The sequence below is a fragment of the Larsenimonas rhizosphaerae genome, assembly GCF_023700005.1.
In the GTDB taxonomy this organism is placed as follows: domain Bacteria; phylum Pseudomonadota; class Gammaproteobacteria; order Pseudomonadales; family Halomonadaceae; genus Larsenimonas; species Larsenimonas rhizosphaerae.
Window position 1 is genome coordinate 1,597,083 of sequence record NZ_JAMLJK010000001.1, and the last position, 21,324, is coordinate 1,618,406.

A 21,324-nucleotide genomic window follows, 5' to 3' on the forward strand; every position below is an offset into this window, starting at 1 on the left:
ATTAGGCCTCTTTGAGAGAATCCAGACTGTCCGATAGCCATTGGGCCACCTGTTCCGGGCCCTCCAGCCAGTAGATGGCACAGGTAGGTCCATCACCGACCTTGATGGTCAGGCCGTCAAGCTCAGTTACCGTGCCGAAACCATCCTCATCGGTCACGTCATCGCCCAGAAATACCGGAATACGGCCTGCAAAGGGAGGCTTTTCCATGAAGGCTCTAATCGCGTCGCCCTTGTGGTCGCTCGATGTTCTGAGTTCGATCACGCACTTGCCTTCATGCGCGGTCATCTGCTTATCGCAGCCAGCCAGCAGATTATCGATATATTCACGTGCTCGGTCGTAAAGATCCGGTGCGTTTCGGTAATGAAGTGCCAGGCTTCCGCCCTTGTGTTCAATGCTGATCCCGTCGTGCTGTTCAGCAAACTCGTGCAGGGCGTCTCGCACATGATCAATCAGGGATTCGGGGACATCCGCCTGATGGTACCCGTACTGGTCACGCCGCTCGGCACCATGCTGGCCGGCCATGGCAATATCCAGGGGGGAAAGAAGCGGGGTCAGGTTATCGATCGCTCGGCCACTGACCACGGCCAGGGCGCCTTGAAGCCGTTGGTCCAGCCTTTCGATGAGTGAGATGACGTCTTCGGTCAGCCGGACATCTTCAGGGCGGTCCATCAGGGGTGTCAGCGTACCATCGACATCCAGAAACAGCGCCCAGTGGCGATCCGGTGAAAGGGGGGGAGGTGACAGGCGTTCCGGGGCTGACATCGAGTGACTCACTCCTTGTGTCAATGATGTAGGCGGCTCAGTTTACAGCCGAGTCAGATAGCACATGCGCTGTGGCACATGCCTGTATGAGTCCGGAGAATATAAGGACTATCGAAAGGGTAAGAGGACACTGGCATTTGCGCCAGTGTCCGTCGATAACGGCGAGGCTCAGTGGCTGGTCAGTACATCCTCGATCCATTGTGAAACACGCTCACCGTCAACTTCCATGCAGACATCGATCAATGGAGTCTGGGACCAGCGATCTTCTGCAAATACCGCGCTTTCCGGCGCAAAGACAGTCTGACCCTGTGCCAGCCCGTCAGTAATCACGCTCATGTGGCCGCGAACGGTCTTGAACAGTTCCGGGTGCTTGAGCCATGCCACGGCGCAGCTGTCGTGCGGGCAGCAGCCATTGATGCCCAGCGCCTTGCGGTAGAAATCCGCGTAGAAGCTGTAGCTGTCAGCCAGTACTTCACCCAGTTTTCCCTGGCCCTTGGCAATGCGTGCCATGCGCTCGGGATCGATATGTGTCTTGTGGGTAACATCCAGCCCCACCATGACGAGCGGCCAGCCGGCAGTAAATACGCGATGCGCGGCGTGAGGGTCGGAATAGATATTGGCTTCGGCCAGCGGGGTGACGTTGCCTCCCTGCTTGACACTGCCGCCCATGACAATCACCTGTTTGACCCGGTCAACCAGTGTCGGGTCAAGCTGCAGGGCGACGGCCAGGTTACCCAGCGGGCCCACGGCAACCAGTGTGATTTCACCGGGACGCTTGCGGGTCTCGTCAACGATGAACTGAGCCGCTGTCGTATCCACGGCGCGGGTTGTCGGGGTGGGAAGGTCGATATCCCCCAAACCATTGACGCCATGCACAAAGGTCGGGAAGGGGTTGGGAGTCTTGCTCAGGGGGCGAGCAGCACCTTGCGCAACAGGAATGGAGTGACCACCCAGTTCGGCGAGCAGCAGCGCGTTGGATGTGGCTGTCTCGACCGGTACGTTGCCGTAGGTAGTGGTCATGCCCAGCACTTCAATATCCGGGTCAGCCATGATCAGGGCGATGGCCTGGGCATCATCAACGCCTGGATCGGTATCGAAAATAATGGGTGTTCGCATCGTTGTTTCCTTTTTAGTGCAATGAAACCAGGCAAAACTTTCACCTCTAAAGACACGAAAAGCAAGTTTTGTCCCGGATTTCAGTAGCCTGCGATTTACTGATTGAAAAAGAGTAGGATAACGGCATTACCAATTGTTTTTATACCGTTATCTTAAGATGAATACTTCAGGATAGATCCATTTATGATCACGATTTATTACCGTGAAAAGGAACGTCTCGAGACGGTTGAAGGGATCCCGGGAGAAGCACTGCCACCGGCAACCCTGTGGGTCGATGCCTGCCAACCGGATGAGCGTGAACACGCCTGGCTTCAAAAGCTGTTTGACAAGGAATTGCCTACTGCAGAGGATCTGGACGAAATAGAGTCTTCATCGCGATTTCAGGTCGATAGCGATGGGGTACGTGTCACCTCCCTGTTCCCGCACCGTCAAAAGCGCGAAGCACGTGGCATCAATATCTCGTTTCATCTGTCCGAAACCCTGCTGGTAACGCTGCGCAATGAAGAGACCGGCATGTTGCGTCTGCTTCGCAACCACCTGCGCCGGCAGCGGCTCAGGCCAACCCATCCCTGGGAAATATTTCTGGCTCTGATGGAAATGAAGGTCGACTACCTGGCTGACCAGGTTGAAGACATTTACGCCACGCTTGAGCGAATTGCACATCAGGCCATGACGCCGGAGGCACTGGAAGATACGCTGCGGGATCTGCTGACCCAGGAGGGGTATAACGATATCGTGCGTTTGGCACTTCTGGATACCCAGCGGGCATTACGTAACATGATGCGTCACGCAGGAGACCGGGAAGAGGGGCAGCGTCGACGTGACAGAATTACCGACATGCTGCGGGACATCGATTCATTGCACCCTCATACCGCCTTCATATTTGAAAAGATAAAGTTCCTGCTGGATGTCGCCATGGGCTTTACCAACATGGACCAGAGTCGAATCATCAAGATCTTTTCGGTAGCTGCCGTCGTGTTCATGCCCCCGACGCTGATTGCCAGCATTTATGGCATGAACTTCCAGTTCATGCCGGAGTTGAATCTTGAACTGGGGTATCCCATGGCGCTGGTGATGATGTGTGTGTCGGCCCTGGGAACCTATCTGTTCTTCCGCTGGAAGAAATGGCTTTAGCCCTGTTGGCGTTGTGCCAGGGTGTTGCTGGTCAGCTCGATGATTCTTTGCCGGGCTTCAAGTGTGGTCCAGGCGCTGTGTGGTGTAACAATCAGATTGAGTGCCTCTGAGGTGGCATCAATCAACGGGTGGCCATCCCTTGGAGGTTCCACGGGAAGTACGTCGACGGCCAGTCCGCCAATCCGCCCGTGGCGAAGAGCGTCGAGTGCTGCGACCTCATCGATGATCCCGCCGCGAGCGCAATTGACCAGTAGTGCATGAGGCTGCATGAGAGACAGGGCCTCGGTATCGATCAGATGCCGCGTAGCTTCGGTCAATGGGCAATGAAGGCTCACTATATCCGCATCCGGCAATACATCATGAAGAGCCGGGCGCGAATCGTTGTCACTGCCCGGACGAGCGGTAAAGGTAACGGTCATGTCGAAGGCGCGTGCCATCTCGGCGACTCGACGTCCCAGCGTGCCTTCACCCACGATGACCAGATGTCGCCCGGCCAGCTGCAGGGCCGAATGATCCAGCAGGCAGAAAAACGGGCTTTGCTGCCAGTCTCCGGCCCTGACACTGTGTTGGTTGAGCGGAAGCCGGGTGGCCAGTGCCAGTATCATCATCAACGTATGCTGAGCCACCGAGGCGGTGCCGTAGTTTTCAACGTTGCTGACACTGATATGCCGTTCTTCAGCGGCCTCAAGGTCAATATTGTTGGTGCCGGTCGCCAGAACACAGATATGGCGAAGGTTGGGTGCGGCGTTCATGACCTCGGCATTGATCACGACCTTGTTGGTCAGAAGAATGTCAGCCTCGCTGACGCGTGAGGCACAGTCAGCAGGTGATGTCTGGTCATGCAGGATCAGGGTGTCAACGTGACGCTTCAGGGGAGAAAAATCGATTCCCTCGCCCAATGAGGCACTATCGAGCAGTACGGCTTTCATGTCAGCTCCAGGTTGCGGATAATAGCGACTTGCCGACCCGGGAGGCTGCCGCGCTATACTATGGTGTATTGGCTGGCAGGCCTGATTCGGTTTCAAGGTCGGCACCTTGATATCGGATTGTCTGTTCCCTGTAATATTGCAGGGTAACGCCACAGGTGACTCGGGTAGTCAGCGGCACGGGCCGCATCATGTCAGGATCAGTTAACATGCCCATCTATGAATACCAATGCAAGGCGTGTGGTCAGCGCCTTGAGAAGCTTCAGAAGATCAGTGCCGCGCCACTGGTCGAATGTCCGGCCTGCGATGCGCCGGCCCTTGAACGTCTTGTATCCGCAGCCGGGTTCAGACTGGCAGGCGGTGGCTGGTATGAAACCGACTTCAAGTCGTCGGGAACCAAACGCAATCTGGCCGGCGAAGGGGGGAGTACTTCCTCCTCGGGCAGTGACAAGGCATCATCGACATAATCATCTACCTCGCAGTGATGACGCGGTATCCGGGTCATGGCTGCACCATGGACGGCTCGGCAGGCAACGCCTGCGAGCCGTTGCCTTTTTCAGTGAATCAGTACGGGATTGATACAGCATGCGCAGCCATTATTGCGGCCAATTGAACGAGACTCTGGTGGACCAGGACGTGACCCTGTGTGGCTGGGTGCACCGCCGCCGTGATCACGGTGGTGTGATTTTCCTGGACATGCGCGATCGGGAAGGCGTCGCACAGGTAGTGGTCGACCCGGATACCGCCGACGCCTTTGCCGAAGCCGATCGGGCGCGCAGTGAATATGTGCTGCAGATCAAGGGACGCGTTCGGCCACGTCCGGAAGGAACCACCAATGCCAATATGCCTACCGGCATGATTGAAGTGCTGGCGTTCGAGGTCAACGTTCTCAATACTGCCGCGACACCGCCATTCCAGCTCGACGAGCATGGCAAGGTGGGTGAGGAGACACGCCTCAAGTATCGTTATGTCGACCTGCGCCGCCCTGAAATGATCGACAGGCTTCGTCTGCGGTCACGCATCACGCACAGCGTTCGCGCGTACCTGGAAAAGAATGACTTCCTTGATATCGAAACGCCAATCCTGACCCGCGCTACGCCGGAAGGAGCTCGCGACTATCTGGTGCCCAGCCGGACACACGCCGGTCAGTTCTTCGCACTGCCCCAGTCACCGCAGCTTTTCAAGCAGCTGTTGATGGTGTCCGGGTTTGATCGCTATTACCAGATCGCCAAGTGCTTCCGCGATGAAGACCTGCGTGCCGATCGGCAGCCTGAATTTACCCAGATTGACCTTGAAGCCTCCTTTGTCGAGGAAAGGGACATTATGGGGCTGACCGAGGAAATGATTCGTCAGCTGTTTGCAGATGTGCTGGACGTGACACTGCCTGATTTCCCGCAGATGACCTATGCCGATGCCATGCGTCGCTTTGGCTCCGACAAGCCGGATCTTCGCATTCCGCTTGAACTGGTCGACGTTGATGACCTGCTGGGTGACGTTGACTTCAAGGTCTTCTCCGGTCCGGCCAACGATGAAAATGGCCGTGTCGCTGCGCTTCGTGTGCCCCAGGGTGCCAGACTGACCCGCAAGGAGATCGACGAATATACCCGTTTTGTGGGCATCTATGGTGCCAAGGGACTGGCCTATATCAAGGTCAACGATCGCAGTCAGGGGCTGGAAGGCCTGCAGTCTCCCATCGTCAAGTTCATGGGGTCGGTCGTTGAGCAGGTGCTTGATCGGGTAGGTGCTGAAGACGGCGATATCGTGTTCTTCGGGGCAGACAATGCACGCGTGGTTTCCGAGGCCATCGGTGCGCTGCGCGTCAAATTGGGCGAGGATCTGGATCTTTATACCCAGGAGTGGGCGCCACTTTGGGTCATCGACTTCCCGATGTTTGAAGCTGATGGCAACGGTCGTCTGAGCGCGCTGCACCATCCGTTTACCGCGCCATCCTGCTCGCCGGAAGCATTGAAGGCCAATCCCGAGCAGGCGCTTTCCAGAGCTTATGACATGGTATTGAACGGCACCGAGCTTGGTGGCGGATCGATCCGTATCCATGATCAGGCCATGCAGCAGACCGTGTTTGAGGTGCTGGGCATTCATGACGATGAAGCTCGCGAGAAGTTTGGCTTCCTGCTCGATGCACTTCAGTACGGTGCACCGCCGCATGGTGGTTTGGCCTTCGGTCTGGATCGTCTGGTCATGCTGATGACCGGTGGGCGTACGATTCGTGATGTCATCGCGTTCCCGAAAACCCAGAGCGCTGCCTGCATGATGACCGATGCACCGGGCGAGGTATCTCCCGAGCAGCTCAAGGAGCTCAATATTCGTCTGCGCGCCAAGGCTGCCGCTGCCGAATAACGGTGTATCAACAGGGTACTGCCAGACGCCGCTCCCCGTGAGCGGCGTCCTTGTTTATAGTGCCAGTATCACTTCAATCCGGTTTTCGGCCCTTGAATGCCGACTACCGGATGCTTGCCGGCAAGGGCCAGGCTGACAGGGAGTATAAAACGACGTCATGATTATTCTCGGTATTGATCCAGGGTCGATACGAACCGGTTTTGGTGTCATCCGTGTCGAAGGCACATCACTTGCCTACATCGACAGCGGGTGTATTCGGATCACGGCAGATAACCTTCCACAGAAGCTGGCCCAGGTTTATGCCGGCGTGGCTGAACTTATTGCCATGCACCGGCCTGAAGAGCTGGCCATTGAACAGGTATTCATGGCCAAGAATGCCGATTCCGCGCTCAAGCTTGGGCAGGCGCGCGGCGCTGCCATCGTCTGCGGCGCCAACCATGGCCTTCCGGTGTCCGAATATGCTGCGCGACTGGTCAAGCAAACCATTGCCGGCCACGGTAACGCGGACAAGCACCAGGTAGAGCAGATGGTCACGTTGACACTGGGCATCGATGGACCACTGCAAAGTGATGGCGCGGATGCGCTTGCCATTGCACTGACACACCATTACTCCTCACGTGGTGTGTCCGGTCGCTCTCACAGTGAAAAACGCCGAGGCTCCGGGCGTGGCAGCTGGCGTAATTACCAGGGGTGACATGAAATACCTGGTGTAACGCAGCCTGTCTGGTCATTGACTCGGGCCGCCAGTATAGTGACGGCTTGCACATGCCCTAAGCACTGGAATTTCAAGCAATGATTGGCCGTCTGTACGGAACGATTATCGAAAAGAGCCCTCCCTATGTGGTCATTGACGTCCACGGAGTCGGCTATGAGCTGGAAGCGTCCATGAATACGCTGATCGCTGCACCGGAACCTGGCCAGACGGCGATGTTTTATACCCATCTGGCTGTTCGGGAAGACGCGCATCTGTTGTATGGCTTTTCCCACGAGCAGGAACGGCTGTTGTTCCGTGAGCTGATTCGTATCTCCGGCGTAGGTCCGCGGCTGGCACTGACCATTCTGTCCGGCATGGAACGCGAGATGTTGATCCAGTGTGTTCATGATGAAGACAGCAAGGCGCTGACGCGCCTGCCCGGTGTGGGTAAGAAAACCGCGGAGCGTTTGATCATTGAATTACGTGATCGCCTGTCCCGCTGGACGTCTGGTAACGACCTGTACGCCGAGCAGGGTGGGCAGGATATCCCTGCCGCCGGCAACAACTATGCTGATGCGGAATCGGCGCTGATTGCTCTGGGATACAAGCCCACGGAGGCTGCCAGAATGCTGGCTGATCTGGACGTAGAGCAGGCTACTGAGGCGCTCATCAAGGCAGCGCTGACCCGCAAAATGGCTACAGGACGCTGAACATGATCGAGTCCGATCGTTTGATCAGCCCGCGAGCCGACAGCAGCGAGGCACGTGTTGATCATGCCATTCGTCCCAGGCGCCTGGCTGATTACATTGGCCAGCCACGGGTGCGGGAGCAGTTGGGTATTTTTATTGAAGCGGCTCGGCAGCGCAGTGATGCACTGGATCACACGTTGATTTTCGGGCCGCCCGGGCTGGGCAAGACCACACTGGCCAATATCATCGCCACCGAGATGGGCGGTGAGCTGACATCGACGTCCGGGCCTGTATTGGAAAAGGCCGGGGATCTTGCAGCCTTGCTGACCAGTCTCAATGAAGGCGACGTGCTTTTCATCGATGAGATTCACAGGTTGTCAGCGCACATCGAAGAAGTGCTTTACCCGGCCATGGAAGATTTTCAGCTCGACATCATGATCGGCGAAGGCCCGGCAGCCCGTTCGATCAAGATCGATCTGCCCAGATTTACTCTGGTAGGCGCCACCACGCGAGCCGGTCTTCTGACATCGCCGCTGCGTGACCGGTTTGGTATCGTTCAGCGCCTTGAATTTTATGCAGTGGATGATCTCAGTCAGATCGTCTCGCGCTCGGCGCGGCTGCTTGACATGGACAGTGATGCTCCGGGCGCGCTTGAAATTGCCCGCAGGGCACGAGGTACGCCCAGGATTGCCAATCGGCTGCTGCGCAGGGTCAGGGATGTAGCTCAGGTCAAGGGCGATGGCCGATTGACTGCCGGTATTGCCGATACAGCACTCAATATGCTGCATGTGGATCGCCTCGGGCTTGATCACATGGACCGCCGCCTGCTGCTGACCATGATCGAAAAGTTCGACGGTGGGCCGGTCGGGGTAGAAAGTCTGGCGGCGGCCATCAGTGAAGAGCGCGATACGATTGAAGATGTGCTGGAGCCATATCTGATTCAGCAGGGCTTCATGCTGCGTACGCCTCGAGGACGTATGGTCACCCGGCTTGCCTATGAGCATTTTGAGATTGCGGTGCCCTCACAGGCACCTGATGAGTCCCTGTAGATACAAGGAAGATCATGTCCCATACGTTCTCGTTGAGAGTCTATATCGAGGATACCGATGCCGGCGGGATTGTGTACCACGCCCGTTACCTCAATTTTCTGGAGCGCGGCCGTACCGAGTGGCTGCGCACACTGGGATTTGAGCAGCAGTCGCTGATGGGCTCGCAGGTGCAGCTTGTGGTACGAAGTCTCTCCTGTCGCTTCATCAGGCCGGCCCGACTGGACGATGCGCTTGAAGTTACAACGACCGTCAAGGGACTTTCCTCCTGTGCGGTCACCTTCGACCAGCAAATTGACCGCAAGGGGGAACATCTGTTTTCCGCCGAGGTCGACATTGCCTGTATAGATACCGAGCGGCTGCGCCCGACGCGCTGGCCGGGTGTACTTGAAACTGCTTTGAAAAACGACCTGTTAACGCAGCCCTGACGAGGACCCCCCGTGAACGATTCGATGTCCATTGTTTCCCTTTTCCTGCATGCCAGCCTGATTGTTCAGGTGGTCATGTTGATCCTTCTGGCCGCCTCGGTGCTGTCCTGGATATTGATTTTCCGAAAGACCTTCGCCCTGCGTGCCGAGCGTCGTCAGTACGATACGTTCGAAGAACGATTCTGGTCAGGCGTTGATCTCAATGAGCTGTATCGTGACGTGCCGTCTGAAGGGGCTACCGGTGCTGCACATGTCTTTCGTGCCGGCTTCCGTGAATTCAATCGTTTGATGCCCAAGGCCCGCAGCAATCAGGATGTGATGGACGGTGTGCAGCGTGCCATGCGGGTTGCCCTTTCCCGTGAGGAAGAGCGATTGAATGAGCATCTCCCCATCCTGGCGACCATCAGCTCGGCCAGTCCCTATATCGGCCTTTTCGGTACGGTCTGGGGCATCATGGGTTCCTTTCAGGCACTGGCCAATGCACAGCAGGCGACGCTTGCCACAGTCGCGCCATGGATAGCTGAAGCTCTGGTTGCCACGGCCATGGGCCTGTTTGCGGCCATTCCCGCTGTTATCTTCTATAACCGCCTGTCGACCAAAAGTGATCGTCAACTGGGCCGTCTTGAAGATTTTGCCGAAGAGTTCCATTCCATTTTGCATCGTAACGTCCAGTCGCGCGCTCAGGACGATGCTCGGGAGCACTGATCATGCAAGGCCCTTACAACCGCCGAAAGCGGCGCAAGCTGTCCAGTGAAATCAATGTGGTGCCTTTCATTGATGTCATGCTGGTGCTGTTGATCATCTTCATGATTACCGCACCAATGATGACCCAGGGCGTTGATGTCGAGTTACCAAAAGTCAGCTCCAGCCCGATTGAAAATCAGGCTGATCCCCTGATCGTGTCCGTAGACAGGGAGGGCAACTATTACCTGAACCTGGGGGATCATGAAGAGCCCGTGACGCTGGATGGTCTGGGAGAGCAGGTCGTGAAGGTCATCAAGCGTACTCCGGGAACACCGGTCATGGTGCGCGGTGATACCAACGCAACCTACGGTCAGATCGTGACCTTGATGAGCACGCTCCAGACAGCGGGTGTGCCCAATGTCGGGTTGATTTCAGATCCACCCAGCGGTCAGTGACAGGGTAACTACCATGGCGAATCAGCCGCGCCAGCCAGGCTATGTGCTCCCGACCATTCTAGCCCTGTGTATACATGGCGGAATACTGGGGCTATCGATCTGGACATGGCCACAGAAAACTCCAGAAGAAACGTCCAATGCCATCGTCAATGCGACGCTGGTGCAAATGGAGACGGTGACCGATCAGGCTCAACGCCCAGAGGAAGCCAAAGGCACTGCCACCCCAGATGCGCCGGCAGAGCGTTCGGAAACCCCTGAGCCGGACACGGATACCGCTGCGCCTGACACGACACCGGATACGGATGCTGCAGCGGTTGATTTGAAGCAACGTGAAGACGCGGAGGCTAAACAGAAGGCCGCCGCCGAAGCCGAAGCCAAGCAGAAGGCCGCCGCCGAAGCCGAAGCCAAGCAGAAGGCCACCGCTGAAGCCAAAGCCAAACAGAAGGCCGCCGCTGAAGCCGAATCCAAGCAGAAGGCCGCCGCCGAAGCCGAAGCCAAGCAGAAGGCCGCCGCCGAAGCCGAAGCCAAGCAGAAGGCCGCCGCCGAAGCCGAAGCCAAGCAGAAGGCCGCCGCCGAAGCCGAAGCGAAGAAAAAAGCCGAAGCCGAAGCGAAGAAAAAAGCCGAAGCCGAAGCGAAGAAAAAAGCCGAAGCCGAAGCGAAGAAGAAAGCCGAAGCCGAAGCGAAGAAGAAAGCCGAAGCCGAAGCGAAGAAGAAAGCCGAAGCCGAAGCGAAGAAGAAAGCCGAAGCCGAAGCGAAGAAGAAAGCCGAAGCCGAAGCGAAGAAAAAAGCCGAAGCCGAAGCGAAGAAAAAAGCCGAAGCCGAAGCGAAGAAGAAAGCCGAAGCCGAAGCGAAGAAGAAAGCCGACCGTGAAAAACGGCTTGCCGCTGCAGCCGCTGCCGCAAGTCAGGACGCATTCGGCAGCGCAGTAAGTGATGAGCAGCAGTCCATTGCCAATGCAAAACAGGGGCGAGAAGCTGCCAATGGTTTCAAGAACCTGGTGCGCCGGTACGTTGAGCAGGCATGGCGTCAGCCTGATAATGTGGCAAAGGGCACACAGGCTACACTAACGCTCAAACTGTTGCCGACAGGCGAATTGATCGATGTGCGTGTAATACGTAGCAGTGGTGACCAGGCCTTTGATCAGTCGGCAATACGTGCTGTACAGCAGGCTGCTCCGTTCAAGGAGCTGCAGCAATTGCCGTCATCGCAGCAGCGGCAGTTCAGGGAATTCAATTTGCTGTTTAATCCGGAGGATGTGCGCTGATGAAACGGATGTTTAACGCGCTGGCAGTAATGACCTGCCTCTTGCTGATGAGTCGTGCAGCACTTGCTGCCAACGACCTCACGATTGAAATTACCAAGGGCAATGCCCAGGCCATCCCGATCGCCGTGGTACCGTTCAAGACGGATGGGGCGTCACCGAGTGTTGATATGGCTCAGGTAGTCGCTGATGATCTTGAACACAGTGGTCGTTTTGATCCACTGGCCCGTCAGGACCTGATCGCGTTGCCCGGCAGCGGTGATGCCATCAATTACAGTGACTGGAAAATGGTCAACGCCAACTATGTGGTAGTCGGACGCATCGAACCACAAAATGGCGGGTACAAGGTCAGTTACGAGCTGCATGACGTCCTTGGCCAGACGCGCCTGCTGGGTCAGTTTGTCAGTGCCTCCCAGAATCAGCTCCGTGCCAGTGCACACTACATTTCCGATCAGATCTACAAGAAGATCACTGATGTTCGTGGTGCCTTTTCGACGCGTATTGCCTATGTCAGTGCTACCGGTGCCGACAAGAACATGCACTTCACACTGAATGTCGCGGATTATGACGGTTACAACTCACGGCAGATACTGAGTTCCAGCGAGCCGATCCTGTCGCCGGCCTGGTCACCTGATGGTCAGAAGATTGCTTATGTGTCCTTTGAAGGTGGACGACCTGCCATTTATGTACAGCAGCTCGCCAGCGGCAAGCGCGTCAAGCTGACCTCCTTCAAGGGCATCAACGGTGCACCGGCTTGGTCGCCGGACGGCAAGCGCCTCGCCATGTCCCTGTCCAAGGATGGTCATCCTGAAATCTATATCATGGATCTGGCCACCCGAGGTCTGACGCGTATCACCAATAGCAGCGCCATCAACACTGAACCAAGCTGGTCGCCTGATGGCCGGAAGTTACTCTTTACTTCAGATCGTAGCGGCGCACCCCAGCTCTATGAGTATACCTTTGGCGGGGGCAGCGCCACGCGGCTGACCTTTACCGGCAACTATAATGCCGGTGGTCACTACAGTCCTGATGGCAAGCGCGTGTTCATGGTGACCAGGGATAACGGCGGTTACAGGATTGCGCGTCAGGATCTTGATACAGGACGAGTTACAATCTTGACAAAAACTCACTGGGATGAGGCGCCGACCATTGCACCGAATGGAACAATGGTGGAATATGCCACTCAGCGGGGAACACAAGGTGTTCTTGGTCTGGTCTCTGATGATGGCAAGGCCGAGTTTGTTATCCCGTCAACAAAAGGGAATGTTCGTGAGCCGGCATGGTCGCCTTACACGAACTGATTTACTACGTTAGATTTTGTGGTTTTTTTCCAAGAGCAAGGAGAGTTCACATGCAGTTTACCACTTCAGCCAAGACTCTGGCCGCAGCACTTTCATTTGCAATGATTGCAGGTTGCTCCAGCGGTGGTGGCACTCAGGACGGCGCAGGAAGCGGTATGTCCAGTGGTTCCTCTACCATCTCCGGCGACAGCAGCCAGAGCATGGACGGACAGAACATGAACGTTCAGATGCCCAGCGTCATGACCGTTTACTTCAATTTCGACCAGGACACCATTCAGTCCCAGTACGAGCAGGTCCTGAATGGCCACGCGGCATACCTGAAGGCCAATCAGAACGCCAGCGTTGTCCTGCAGGGCTATGCTGACGAGCGCGGTACCCGCGAATACAACCTGGCCCTCGGCGAGCGTCGTGCCAATGCTGTCAAGCAGTACCTGGTCATGCAGGGCGTACCTGCGTCCCAGATGGAAGTTGTCAGCTATGGCGAAGAGCGTCCGGCAGTTCAAGGGCATTCCGAAAGCGCCTACGAGAAAAACCGTCGCGTTGTCTTCGATTACTAAGACGCGGAGTATTGCATGAAATACAGTCTGAAAAGACTGTGCGGCGCGGGAGCCCTTGTGCTCCCGCTGTCCGTTTGGGGGCTCCCCCTGGCGCAGGCCGCACAATCAAATTCACTTTATGATCAGACCGCGACTGCTTCAGGCGGGCTTGAAACCTTCAATCAGCTGCAAACGCAGCGCGATGCCATCAATGAGCTTCGTGGCCAGATAGAAGAGCTGAGACACCAGCTCGATGAGCAAAAGCAATTATCCCAGCAGCGTTACATGGATCTGGAACAGCGTCTGGATACCAGCTCAAACAGTGCTGACAGCAATGCAGGCACGCCTGAAGATCCTGTCAATGCTGCAGCCGGCCAGTCATCCGCCAGTACAGGTGCCAGTGGCCAGCAGGACGCGCAACAGGCTTACCAGGACGCCTTTGCGAAGGTCAAGTCTCGGGAGTTTGATGGCGCCATTCAGGCATTTGAAGATTTTATTTCTACCTACCCGGACTCCAGTCTGAATGCCAATGCCTATTACTGGCTTGGCGAGCTTTATTCAGCCAAATCACGCCTGGGCGACTCCGAGAAAGCCTTTCAAACCGTTGTCGACAAGTACAGTAACAGCAGCAAGACACCTGATGCCCTGTACAAGCTTGGTCTTGTTCAGGCAAGGCTTGGCGAGGGGGCCAGTGCCATGGCTACGCTTAAAAAGGTGGTCAATGACTATCCGAACAGCGATGCTGCAGGCAAGGCGCAGGACTTCCTGAACCAGTCATCCCAGTAAGTGTGGCGTGATACTCAAAAACCTCCACTGATGGAGGTTTTTTTTGAAGCCTATTTATTGATGAATAAATCGACAACATCCGAAGGATGATCCAGAACCAGATCAGCGCCCCATTGAGTGGCATCATCACCTTCGCGAATATAGCCGTACCCTACCGCAATGGATCGCATGCCGGCTCGACGTGCAGCTTCCATATCACGTGCGTGATCCCCAAGATACCAGCACTCGTCGGGGGCAACGCCCAGTCGGCGGGCTGCTTCCAGCAGGGGAGCAGGATCCGGTTTCCTGACAGGCAGATCATCTGCACACAGCAGGACATCAGGCGTCAGTCCGAGCCCCTTGATCAATGGCTCTGTATAGCGGCGAGGCTTGTTTGTAATAATGCCCCAGGGCAGATCATGCACCTTGAAGTAGTTGATCAGCGTCTCGAAACCGTCAAAAAGCCGGCTTCTCTCGGCTACGTTGCATTCGTAGCTATCAAGTAGAAACTGCCGGGCAACATCATGCTCCGGATGGTGCTGATCATGCCCCAGCGCCAGCGTGACCAGGGCACTGCCACCATGGGACACTTCACGTCGAATGATATCTTCCTCAAGGGGAGGGAGTTCATGATGAGCGCGCAGCAGGTTGGTCGCGGTGGCCAGATCCGGAGCGGTATCCACCAGAGTGCCATCAAGATCAAACAGAACAGCAGCGGGGCGCTTCATGAACTCGGCCTTTGAAAGTAGCCGAAATAATTGACGTTGAGATCGTTTGGTACAAGGCGGTAGCTGCGCGTCAGCGGGTTGTAGGTCATGCCGGTGAGATGGCGTGCTTCAAGCCCGGCCTGACGAGCCCAGTGCGCCATTTCTGAAGGGCGAATGAACTTCCTGTACTCGTGTGTTCCTTTGGGCAGAAGGTTCATCACATACTCTGCTCCCAGAATTGCAAGCGCATATGCCTTGGGGTGGCGATTGATGGTCGAGAAGAAAATCTGACCACCTGGCTTGACTAGTTGCGCGCAGGCCTTGATGACACTGGCAGGCTCCGGCACGTGTTCGAGCATTTCCATGCAGACGACGATATCGAACTCGGCTGGATGTGCCTCGGCCATACGCTCTGCACTGATGCATTGATAGTCAACGTTGGCACCGCTTTCTTCCAGATGCAGCCGTGCAACCGCCAACGGCGCTTCTCCCATGTCGATTCCGGTGACCTGAGCGCCCCGATTGGCCATGGCCTCACTCAAAATGCCGCCACCGCACCCCACATCCAGCACCTTTTTGCCGATGAGGCCGGCGTGCTGATCGATATAATCCAGCCGCAGCGGGTTAATGTCATGCAGTGGTTTGAAATCGCCTTCACGGTCCCACCATTTGTCTGCCAGGGATTCGAATTTGTCGATTTCCGCGTGATCCACATTTTCACGATAGGCCGTCATTGTGTGTACTCCGTTGTCATTTCGCTCAGTCGCTGTGCGACCGTGTCCAAAAGGGCCTTCTCATCGATGCCGGTCAGTTGACCATGTTCCAGAAGCAACTTGCCGGCCACCATTACGTGGCTTACCTGGCAGCTGTTGACGGCATAGACCAGCGCCGATTCGGGATGATGTACCGGCACGGTATTCAGTGCCTGCAGGTCGACTGCCGTAATATCGGCTGCGTAGCCTGTCCTGATCTGACCTGTAATATCTCCAAGGCCCAGAGCCCTTGCGCCTTCACGCGTGGCCATGGCCAGTGCATCCATGGCCGGCAGTGCCTGCGCGTTGCCGCTGTGCCCCTTGGCCAGCAGGGCCGCTGTTTTCATTTCATCAAACATGTCCAGATCATTGTTGCTGCAGGCACCATCAGTGCCCAGGGCCACGGGAATGCCCTGATCCAGCAGTACCTTGACCGGACACATACCGCTGGCGAGTTTCAGGTTCGACTGGGGGCAATGTATAACAGAGGTGCCGGTTGACTTTACCAGCGCCATGTCTGACTCGGTCAGCTGTGTCATGTGCACTGCCTGGAAACCGGGGCCCAGCAGTCCTGCGCGGTGAAGGCGCTCGATGGGTCGAATTCCCGCTGCAGTTACGCCCTGGTTCACCTCATCGGCGGTTTCGTGTACGTGCATCTGTATTGGCAGGCCAAGCGCCTGCTGTGCCCTGGCCAGTAATGTGAGGCTTTCATCACTGACGGTGTACGGTGCATGGGGGCCAAAGGCCAGCGAAAGCGCAGGGAAGGGCCTGATCTGATCTGTCAGGGCTCGTGTCTTTTCAAGGCCATGCGTGAAATTACGAGACCAGGGGATGTCGAAATCGATCAGGGGAGTGCAGAGTTGCGCGCGCATTCCGAACTCCGCGATGGAGTCGACCACATCTTCCGGAGCAAGATACATGTCAGAAAAGGTAGTTGTGCCCGAACGAATCATTTCGGCCATGGCCAGACGTGTGCCGTCGGCAACAAAATCACCGCGCATGAAGCGCGCTTCGGCAGGCCAGATGTGGTCATTGAGCCAGCTCATCAAGGGCAGATCATCAGCATAGCCACGCAGCAGTGACATTCCTGCATGATTATGGGCGTTGACCAGTCCAGGGATAACCGCATGTTGATGAAGGGCATGTACTCGATCAGGCATCACGCGCTGGCGAGCCTCTTCCAGTGGCCAGTACCCCACGATGAGTCCCTTGTCGATGGCAACCCCCTGCCATTCCAGAGAGGGCTGGTCGTCAGTCATCGGTAACAGCCAGCGACATTCCAGTAATAGATCTACCTGTTGAGCAGCCTCGGGTAGCATATAAGAACTCCTTCTATAAAATGGCCCTATTCTAGCGTGGAGTTGGTGTTCGGTCAGGCGCTCCCTGCAATTAATCCATTGTTTCAACCCGTTGAGGTCATGATGTCAAAAACATCCTGGAGTGCCATCTGCTGGCGTAATGTATCCTTGTCCTTGCTTGATCAGAGAAGATTGCCTGCCGAGGAAGTATGGCTTGAGCTGACCAGTGCACAGGATGTAGCGGATGCGATCCGGGATATGGTGGTCAGGGGAGCCCCGGCGATAGGGATTACTGCAGCCTATGGCGTGGTGCTGGGTGCGATCAATCAGAAGGGGCAGCAGAAGTGGTATGGCATGGTGGTGCGCGATATCGAGCAATTGGCTGCCTCTCGGCCCACGGCCGTCAATCTTTTCTGGGCACTGGAGCGAATGAAGACGGTACTGGATAACGCGCATGATGAAGCAAGCCCACCCGTCGCTGCACTGATTGAGGAGGCCCGCCTTATCCATGAAGAAGATTGCGCCAATAACCAGCGCATGTCGGCCCTTGCGCTGAGCACCATGCAGCACATGTCAGGAGAAGATCCTTTTTCGGTCATGACTCACTGTAATACCGGCGCTCTGGCAACCGGAGGGCATGGTACGGCGCTGGGTATTATCAAGGCCGGCGCATCATGCGGAATGATTGAACATGTCCATGTCAATGAAACAAGGCCATGGATGCAGGGTGCCAGATTAACGTCATGGGAACTTTCAAGAGAAAATATACCGTTATCTTTAAATGTTGAAAGCGCAGCAGCACTGATAATGAGTAAAGGAAATGTCAAATGGTTGATAGTGGGCGCGGACAGAATAGCTGCCAATGGTGATGTCGCCAACAAGATTGGTACTTACGCACTTGCCATTGCCGCCAGGTATCACGGTGTAAAGGTTATGATTGCTGCTCCCTTGAGTTCCTTTGATCTGACGATACAATCAGGCGGTGATATACCGGTAGAAGAGCGAGCCGGTGAAGAGATCATGTATCAGGGAAATACACGCATCGCACCTGAAAATATCAATGCATTCAACCCTGTATTTGATATAACACCTGCAGCATTGATCGATGTCATTGTGACGGAAAAGGGCGTCATAGCCCAACCAACACAGGACAACATCAAAAATCATGTTAGAGTTTAACAACAGCCATGCCTGCTGATCAGGCTCGCTGAAACCTTGAATTTGCTGAATAGATCCATAAAAGGACCAACGGAATGATCCGCAAAGCAGTCTTGCCTGTTGCCGGTTTTGGCACGCGTTGTTTGCCCGCTTCAAAAGCGATCCCGAAAGAAATGATCACTATCGTGGACAAGCCGGTCATCCAGTACGTGGTTCAGGAAGCTGTCGAAGCCGGTATCAAGGAAATCGTGCTCGTAACGCATGCCAGCAAGGCAGCCATCGAAAACCATTTTGATACCCATTTCGAGCTTGAAACACAGCTGGAAGCCAAGGGCAAAACCGAACTGCTCAATGAACTGAAGAGCATCGTTCCCAGTGACGTGTCCATCATCAGTGTTCGCCAGCATCAGGCACTTGGCCTTGGCCATGCAGTGTTGTGCGCTCGTTCGGTCATCGGTGATGACGAACCGTTTGCCGTATTGTTGCCTGATGTACTGGTTGACTGTGAAGGCTTCGACCATAACGACCTCAAGGGCATGATTGATGCCTATGAAAAGACTGATCATGCACAGATCATGGTTGAAAATGTGCCGCAGGATGTAGCTTATAAATACGGCATTGTAGCCCTGGAGGGTGATGCACCTTCTGCGGGGGAAAGCGCCCCCATTACCGGCATGGTCGAGAAGCCGGCACCGGGTGAAGAGCCTTCGACACTCGCAGTGATTGGTCGTTACCTCCTGCCCGGGCGTATTTTCCCGCTGCTGGCTGAAACTACACCTGGTGCCGGCAATGAAATCCAGCTGACGGATGCCATTGATGCGTTGCGCAAGGAAAGCAGCGTGGCCGCTTACCGCATGAAGGGTGATACCTACGACTGCGGACATCAACTGGGCTACCTTGAAGCCACGCTTTCCTTTGCCAAGCGCCATCCCAAGTTTGGCGAAGGCTTCCGCGAGCTGCTCAAGCGCTATAGCCAAGAGGGATAATCATGCAGGTTATTGTACACGGAAGTACTCTCGGCGCCGCCACGGCGGCTACGGCGCTCTCGATGGTTGGCCACCGTGTACATTGGTGGCCTCACTCTGATACCCCCTTTGAAAAGCTTGATGAAGTAGAGTGGCTGAACAACGAGCCGGGGCTTCGCTCCCAGCTCGATGCTGCTCGTGCCCAGGGTAGTCTGACCATTTGTCATGATCAGCGAGGTTTGCCACGGGCAAACATCTACTGGCTGGCGCTGGAGCCCAGTCAGCAGGATTATGCAGAAGAGTGGGTAAACCAGGTGCTGGGTAATGAAAAGGGGGAATTTGTTGTCGTCAATAACAGCACGTTCCCGATTGGATTTACCGAAACCCTTGGGCAGCTTCTGAAGCGCAAGGGACAGGCGTGTGTTGCCTTTCCCGACATGCTGGAGGAAGGCCGGGCGCTCACCATGTTCACGCGACCGAACAGAATTCTTCTGGGTAGTCATGATGAACAGGCAACGCGCCAGATCAGGGAGTTGCTGCGTGCCTTCAATCGACGCGAAGATGCCTTCCAGCTCATGCCGTGCAAGGCCGCTGAATTTACCAAGCTTGCAGTGATTGGCATGCTGGCTACCCGGATCAGCTACATGAATGAGCTGGCCAGCCTGGCTGACCATCTTGATGTGGATGTAGAACTGGTTCGTCAGGGTATGGGGGCAGATCCTCGAATAGGCCATCAGTACCTGTATCCCGGTTGCGGATTTGGCGGGCCAACCTTTGCTCATCAGTTGACTCGTCTGGCCGGCATTCAGTCCGATACCGGTCGCGATACCCGACTGCTTCAAAACGTGCTGGACATAAACGAACAGAAAAAGGAAACCCTTTTTCGCAAGCTCTGGCAGCATTTTGAAGGCACGCTTGCCGGGCGCACCGTGGCGCTTTGGGGCGTGGCATTCAAACCCAATACCAGCAGCATCGATAATTCACCGGCCGTTTCCCTGCTGAAGGCCCTGTTTGCTCAGGGAGTACATGTTCAGGTACACGACCCCGTGGCCATGCCACGCATCAGGGAATATTTTGGCGAACATCCATTGTTGACGCTGGCTGATGGGAAGTATGAGGCCTGCCGGGATGCGGATGCATTACTGCTGGTTACCGAGTGGAAGGGGTACTGGAACCCTGAATGGCAACGGTTAAGCACACTGCTGAAAACACCACTGGTTCTGGATGGTCGTAACATCTATAACCCTCAGTATGTGGCAGATCAGGGGTTCATCTACCGTGGCATCGGGCGGCGTGCTGATCCCTCGGACAAGTGACCGAAAGACTGATCAGGCGGGCTCCATGAGCCCGCCTTTTTTATGCATGAAATTCCAGCCATGGTGCCATGTTCGCCAGCAACGGATACAAGTAAACTTATTGATTCAGCAAGGGTCATAACCCCAGCCATCATGGTGACGATTTTCTTATGCGAATAATCCCCGATCCGGAAGAAAAGACAGCCACTCATCGTACATCGACCAGGTCTTCACGCATGACGGCCAGTGAGCGGCGGGCTGGAAAATCATCTCCCGCGCTGTGGCTCGCCCTGCTGGCTATTGGTCTTGCGGCGGGGGGCGGGTATTGGCAGCATTCCCAGCTTGAAAAGACCCAGGCCAGACTTGAACAGCTAACAGCCCGTCTGGGTATTGTCGACGGTGTCGATAATGGTGCCGAAAGTATCGAGCGGCGGCTAGTCGAACTCTCTGAGGCACAACGTTCAACAGAAGCGGTAGTCAACCGGCTGGATAATGACCTGGATGCCTATACCTCACGTCAGTCACAACTTGCCACACAACAACAACTGACGGAGATAACGAATCAGCGTAAACAGCAGCATGAAGCGCTGGCACAGCGCGTTGCATCACTCGCGCATGACCAGCAAATGCTGCAGACAGGGCAGGTAGATCAGACCAAAAAGGTGGCCCAATTAGTGAATAGTCAGGATAACCGGCAAAAACAACAGGACATGCTCCTGACGCGGTTGAGTGCGCAACAACAGGAGCTTGAGAACATCAATAATAGACTTGATGCGCTCGATGGGGCCATGTCGAAGATGCCGGATATATCAAATCAATTAAGCAAACAGCAACAGACTGTTCGTGATGCGCTCTCGGAACAGGCAGACCGCCTGGAAACACTGGCACATCAACTGGCTGCCCAGGCCGGCGATATCATTGCACTGCAGGCCGCCAGCGAGGGCTGAGCAGGAAAAGGGGCTCCCGGTAACCGCGGCCAGCTGTATTGGAAAG

Annotated in this window: 23 protein-coding genes; 17 read left to right on the plus strand and 6 right to left on the minus strand. The window is 55.7% G+C overall.

Going from position 1 to position 21,324, the window contains the following annotated elements; genetic code table 11:
• Position 1 precedes the first annotated feature (1 nt).
• Both otsB and NAT21_RS07300 read right to left on the minus strand, forming a co-directional pair.
• The gene (gene otsB, locus NAT21_RS07295) at positions 2–763 is read right to left on the minus strand and encodes a trehalose-phosphatase (RefSeq protein WP_250936759.1); all 762 of its coding nucleotides are present in this window, start codon (positions 761–763) and stop codon (positions 2–4) included.
• Between the two features lie 168 nt (positions 764–931).
• The gene (locus NAT21_RS07300) at positions 932–1,879 is read right to left on the minus strand and encodes a nucleoside hydrolase (protein WP_250936761.1); all 948 of its coding nucleotides are present in this window, start codon (positions 1,877–1,879) and stop codon (positions 932–934) included.
• Between the two features lie 183 nt (positions 1,880–2,062).
• Between NAT21_RS07300 and corA the strand changes: the two genes are divergently transcribed.
• Entirely contained in the window at positions 2,063–3,013 is a 951-nt protein-coding gene (gene corA, locus NAT21_RS07305) for a magnesium/cobalt transporter CorA (RefSeq protein WP_250936763.1), read from the plus strand.
• On the opposite strand, the gene NAT21_RS07310 is transcribed toward corA, so the two are convergent.
• Positions 3,010–3,942, minus strand: a complete 933-nt coding sequence (locus tag NAT21_RS07310; RefSeq protein ID WP_250936765.1) for a D-2-hydroxyacid dehydrogenase — start codon at positions 3,940–3,942, stop codon at positions 3,010–3,012. The two genes, corA and NAT21_RS07310, sit on opposite strands and share 4 nt — an antisense overlap.
• Positions 3,943–4,148: 206 nt before the next feature.
• Between NAT21_RS07310 and NAT21_RS07315 the strand changes: the two genes are divergently transcribed.
• The 12 genes from NAT21_RS07315 (at position 4,149) to ybgF (ending at position 14,177) form a co-directional block, all read left to right on the plus strand.
• A complete protein-coding gene (locus NAT21_RS07315; protein ID WP_250936767.1) occupies positions 4,149–4,406 on the plus strand; it encodes an FmdB family zinc ribbon protein in 258 nt (85 codons plus the stop codon).
• Between the two features lie 118 nt (positions 4,407–4,524).
• Positions 4,525–6,297 carry an aspartate--tRNA ligase gene (gene aspS, locus NAT21_RS07320; RefSeq protein WP_250936769.1) on the plus strand — a complete coding sequence of 591 codons (1,773 nt, stop codon included), beginning with the start codon at positions 4,525–4,527 and terminating at the stop codon, positions 6,295–6,297.
• 157 nt (positions 6,298–6,454) lie between these two features.
• On the plus strand, positions 6,455–6,991 hold the full coding sequence (gene ruvC / locus NAT21_RS07325) for a crossover junction endodeoxyribonuclease RuvC (RefSeq protein WP_250936771.1): 537 nt from the start codon (positions 6,455–6,457) through the stop codon (positions 6,989–6,991).
• A 98-nt stretch (positions 6,992–7,089) separates the two neighbouring features.
• Positions 7,090–7,701 (plus strand): Holliday junction branch migration protein RuvA, encoded by a 612-nt coding sequence (gene ruvA / locus NAT21_RS07330; RefSeq protein WP_250936772.1) that lies wholly within the window; start codon positions 7,090–7,092, stop codon positions 7,699–7,701.
• A gap of 2 nt (positions 7,702–7,703) precedes the next feature.
• Positions 7,704–8,729, plus strand: coding sequence for a Holliday junction branch migration DNA helicase RuvB (gene ruvB / locus NAT21_RS07335; RefSeq protein ID WP_250936773.1), 1,026 nt, complete (start codon positions 7,704–7,706; stop codon positions 8,727–8,729).
• 14 nt (positions 8,730–8,743) lie between these two features.
• Entirely contained in the window at positions 8,744–9,154 is a 411-nt protein-coding gene (gene ybgC / locus NAT21_RS07340; RefSeq protein WP_250936774.1) for a tol-pal system-associated acyl-CoA thioesterase, read from the plus strand.
• Between the two features lie 12 nt (positions 9,155–9,166).
• Positions 9,167–9,859, plus strand: a complete 693-nt coding sequence (tolQ, locus tag NAT21_RS07345) for a protein TolQ (protein WP_250936775.1) — start codon at positions 9,167–9,169, stop codon at positions 9,857–9,859.
• Positions 9,860–9,861: 2 nt separating this feature from the next.
• Complete coding sequence (tolR, locus tag NAT21_RS07350; RefSeq protein WP_250936776.1) at positions 9,862–10,293, plus strand: protein TolR; 432 nt, start codon at positions 9,862–9,864, stop codon at positions 10,291–10,293.
• A 13-nt stretch (positions 10,294–10,306) separates the two neighbouring features.
• Positions 10,307–11,557 carry a cell envelope integrity protein TolA gene (tolA, locus tag NAT21_RS07355; RefSeq protein WP_250936777.1) on the plus strand — a complete coding sequence of 417 codons (1,251 nt, stop codon included), beginning with the start codon at positions 10,307–10,309 and terminating at the stop codon, positions 11,555–11,557.
• Positions 11,558–11,565: 8 nt separating this feature from the next.
• Positions 11,566–12,855, plus strand: a complete 1,290-nt coding sequence (tolB, locus tag NAT21_RS07360) for a Tol-Pal system beta propeller repeat protein TolB (RefSeq protein ID WP_407658239.1) — start codon at positions 11,566–11,568, stop codon at positions 12,853–12,855.
• A 50-nt stretch (positions 12,856–12,905) separates the two neighbouring features.
• A complete protein-coding gene (pal, locus tag NAT21_RS07365) occupies positions 12,906–13,412 on the plus strand; it encodes a peptidoglycan-associated lipoprotein Pal (protein WP_250936779.1) in 507 nt (168 codons plus the stop codon).
• A gap of 15 nt (positions 13,413–13,427) precedes the next feature.
• Positions 13,428–14,177, plus strand: coding sequence for a tol-pal system protein YbgF (gene ybgF / locus NAT21_RS07370; RefSeq protein ID WP_250936780.1), 750 nt, complete (start codon positions 13,428–13,430; stop codon positions 14,175–14,177).
• A gap of 50 nt (positions 14,178–14,227) precedes the next feature.
• Here the strand turns inward: ybgF and NAT21_RS07375 are convergent, their stop codons facing one another.
• The 3 genes from NAT21_RS07375 to NAT21_RS07385 are packed head-to-tail and all read right to left on the minus strand — an operon-like array spanning position 14,228 to position 16,934.
• The gene (locus tag NAT21_RS07375; RefSeq protein WP_250936781.1) at positions 14,228–14,884 is read right to left on the minus strand and encodes an HAD-IA family hydrolase; all 657 of its coding nucleotides are present in this window, start codon (positions 14,882–14,884) and stop codon (positions 14,228–14,230) included.
• Complete coding sequence (gene ubiG / locus NAT21_RS07380) at positions 14,881–15,597, minus strand: bifunctional 2-polyprenyl-6-hydroxyphenol methylase/3-demethylubiquinol 3-O-methyltransferase UbiG (RefSeq protein ID WP_250936783.1); 717 nt, start codon at positions 15,595–15,597, stop codon at positions 14,881–14,883. The genes NAT21_RS07375 and ubiG overlap by 4 nt, the downstream gene beginning before the upstream one ends.
• Positions 15,594–16,934, minus strand: a complete 1,341-nt coding sequence (locus NAT21_RS07385) for a TRZ/ATZ family hydrolase (protein WP_250936785.1) — start codon at positions 16,932–16,934, stop codon at positions 15,594–15,596. Before NAT21_RS07385 ends, ubiG begins: the two co-directional genes overlap by 4 nt.
• A 36-nt stretch (positions 16,935–16,970) precedes the next feature.
• Here NAT21_RS07385 and mtnA point away from each other — a divergent pair, with 36 nt between their 5' ends.
• The 4 genes from mtnA (at position 16,971) to NAT21_RS07405 (ending at position 21,278) form a co-directional block, all read left to right on the plus strand.
• A complete protein-coding gene (gene mtnA / locus NAT21_RS07390; protein ID WP_350355163.1) occupies positions 16,971–18,092 on the plus strand; it encodes an S-methyl-5-thioribose-1-phosphate isomerase in 1,122 nt (373 codons plus the stop codon).
• Between the two features lie 74 nt (positions 18,093–18,166).
• The gene (galU, locus tag NAT21_RS07395; protein ID WP_250936793.1) at positions 18,167–19,057 is read left to right on the plus strand and encodes a UTP--glucose-1-phosphate uridylyltransferase GalU; all 891 of its coding nucleotides are present in this window, start codon (positions 18,167–18,169) and stop codon (positions 19,055–19,057) included.
• 2 nt (positions 19,058–19,059) lie between these two features.
• A complete protein-coding gene (locus tag NAT21_RS07400; RefSeq protein ID WP_250936810.1) occupies positions 19,060–20,352 on the plus strand; it encodes a nucleotide sugar dehydrogenase in 1,293 nt (430 codons plus the stop codon).
• A gap of 149 nt (positions 20,353–20,501) precedes the next feature.
• The gene (locus NAT21_RS07405) at positions 20,502–21,278 is read left to right on the plus strand and encodes a hypothetical protein (protein ID WP_250936811.1); all 777 of its coding nucleotides are present in this window, start codon (positions 20,502–20,504) and stop codon (positions 21,276–21,278) included.
• Positions 21,279–21,324: the final 46 nt, after the last annotated feature.